Here is a 2,458-nt window from a genome sequence, read left to right on the forward strand (position 1 = left end):
ACAATTACGAAAAACACTGGATTTTATCTTTTCATTAATTCACTGATCTTATAGCGGGAAGGGAGTAACTAGTCGGTAATTGCGGTAAATCTATTGCATCATTGTCAAAATACCTTGCTGACCAAGTAACATTTCGCGCAAGAGACTAAAAATACCGACACCAATCACAGGGGAAATATCAATCCCGCCGATCGGTGGGATTAACTTCCGCAGCACAAATAGCAAAGGTTCTGTGGGAAATGTAATCAGGCTATAGGGAAATTGCTTAAGAGGAATCTGGGGATACCATGTCATGATGATCCGAAATATATACATCAGGATAAATAATCCCAAAACAATATTGAGAGTAAGAGAGCTAATGGCGATCGCGTCCACGACAGTAACCAGTTTCAAATTTCAAAGTATTTATGCGATCGATGAGGCTGCTTTTAAGCTGGCTTATTTGGCGATGCGGAATATTTCTAAGAAATGGACAAGGCTCGATTCGCGATTGGAAACCCGCCCTTACAGTCCATTGAGGGATTAAGTAGGGCTTACTGAAAAAGCAATTAGGTGGCAAGTCCAAGGTAAGGAGAAAAAGCAGACTTCTTAGAAGACAAGATAGGAACTTGCCAAAAGATAGTAGAAAAGGTAAAGGCCACCTTGTCAAAGGTCAGAAAAAGGTGTTGTCAGCAAAACATAAACCCAGAGAAAAATAAAAAAGCAAGCAGCTTGAGCAGCTTTTCCAAATTCATGACCAAAAAGGTGATAGCGATCGCTGTTTCCGAAGTATTTGCTAACTTGGTCATGACACGATTTAAACTGAACCGTCGTTTAGCCTGTCCAAACTTACCTTCAATTTGATTGCGAACCTTAGCATCTTCGAGAGTTTGCTTGCGAATAGCCGCCAAATCATCGAGTCCCAAAGGCGGAGCCGTAATCCGAATACCCAGATTTCGACAATAGGCGCGATTGCTGCGAGTGCGGTAAATCTGGTCAACGTAAACCGCTTCAGGATAATGTCCAAAGCGAGATTTAAACAATTCTACTTGCTGCTGCAAATCCCCCGATTCATTGAAGTTATCCCAACTGAGATGGTCGAGAAATGCATAACCATCCACACAACTAACCGAGAGTTTAGCGCCAAACTCCACAGGTGTTCCTGACTTACCTCTAACAATCGGACGCACATGAGGTTGAGTAATACTGACGATGCGGTCGTCTATGCGATGACAACCTTGCTCGTACATCAATTGTTGTTGCCGATATACTTCACTGACGACCAGCAAGTTCCGATAGAGATTCTTCTTCAATTCCGATAGCTTTGCCCCTGCGGCAATTAGAGTATCAATATGGGCAAGATTACGACGGACATATCCCAACTGTTGGCGCAATGCTTTGCGAATCTTTTTACGATTGGGTTGGTGTTGTTTGGCAATTTGGAGATAAGCTGTCCTTGCTTCACGACGATAGGTGCGTGGTTTCTTCGGTAATTGTTCTTTCACTTGTTTGTAAAGCGCATCAATCACAATTTCCGTTTGTTCCCTTGCTTCGTTCAACAGTTTGATGTCAGTGGGATAACAGATGTCGGCTGGTGCGACTGTTGCATCTAGCAGCAATTTCCCTTGATTTGCTGTTTCTGTTTCTTTCTGTTCTTTTTCTACTTTCTTCTCTTCTTTTTCTGCTTTTTTGTCCTGCTTTTCTTCTTTCTCTTTTTGACCCGATTCTTTGGGAGGCTTCACAATCCGTTCGTTGATTCTCCCCACGATCTCTAGGTTCAATCGTTTGCGGAAATGTACCATCATGCTTGCTTCAAATGGTGCTTTGTCGCTGTACTCTGACAAGCCTAGGAAGTAATGTAAATATGGATTCTCGCGGATCTGTTCCACTGTCTCTTCGTCGCTTGTTCCTAGCTTCTCTTTGATTGTCAGCGCCCCAAGTGCCATCCGAAATGGTTTTGCTGGCGCTCCTTGTCCTTGGCTAAATTGTTCTGCATATTCACTCTCAAATTGTTCCCACGGTACTAGTTCCGCTAATCTTACCCATCGATTGTCTCCTGACAGTTTCCCGCCAAATGGTAAGTAGAAATTCTCGAATGATAGCTGTCCCGTGGGAGATTGTCGGTACATGAAATTTTATTTGTGCAAGGGTTTTACTTGCTTTTCATACTTTTCCTTGCATTTTATCAGTTTTCGATCTCCTTAGAAACCATTGCTTATATGCTTTTCTTGCTTTTTCAGTAAGCCCTAATTACAAGCGCCAAAGGTGGTCTAAAGTTGGCATCTTTTCCCCGACCCAAGCTAACCACAAACCAGAGCAAGGGGAATGAGTGACTCGGATAACTTGGATATGGCGTTGAGCCGCTTGCCGAAAGTGTAGGGGGCTTGCGAAGAAATAAGATACCAAAGATTATAGAAATAGGGATATAAAATTCTTGTTTTCAATTTATATAGGACTAAGAGAGTGATTTTCAGCGATG

Annotated in this window: 2 protein-coding genes and 1 pseudogene; 1 reads left to right on the forward strand and 2 read right to left on the reverse strand. The window is 42.6% G+C overall.

Going from position 1 to position 2,458, the window contains the following annotated elements:
- Positions 1–90: 90 nt before the first annotated feature.
- Entirely contained in the window at positions 91–375 is a 285-nt protein-coding gene (locus tag B9G53_RS09450) for a YggT family protein (RefSeq protein ID WP_094531521.1), read from the reverse strand.
- On the opposite strand from B9G53_RS09450, the gene B9G53_RS27305 reads away from it, so the two are divergent.
- Positions 359–526, forward strand: coding sequence for a hypothetical protein (locus B9G53_RS27305; protein WP_176453161.1), 168 nt, complete (start codon positions 359–361; stop codon positions 524–526). The genes B9G53_RS09450 and B9G53_RS27305 overlap by 17 nt on opposite strands.
- Positions 527–692: 166 nt before the next feature.
- Here the strand turns inward: B9G53_RS27305 and B9G53_RS09455 are convergent.
- Positions 693–2,108, reverse strand: a pseudogene (locus B9G53_RS09455) (IS5 family transposase); the annotation flags it as partial.
- Positions 2,109–2,458: the final 350 nt, after the last annotated feature.

The sequence above is a fragment of the Pseudanabaena sp. SR411 genome (genome assembly GCF_002251945.1).
Classification (GTDB): Bacteria; Cyanobacteriota; Cyanobacteriia; order Pseudanabaenales; family Pseudanabaenaceae; genus Pseudanabaena.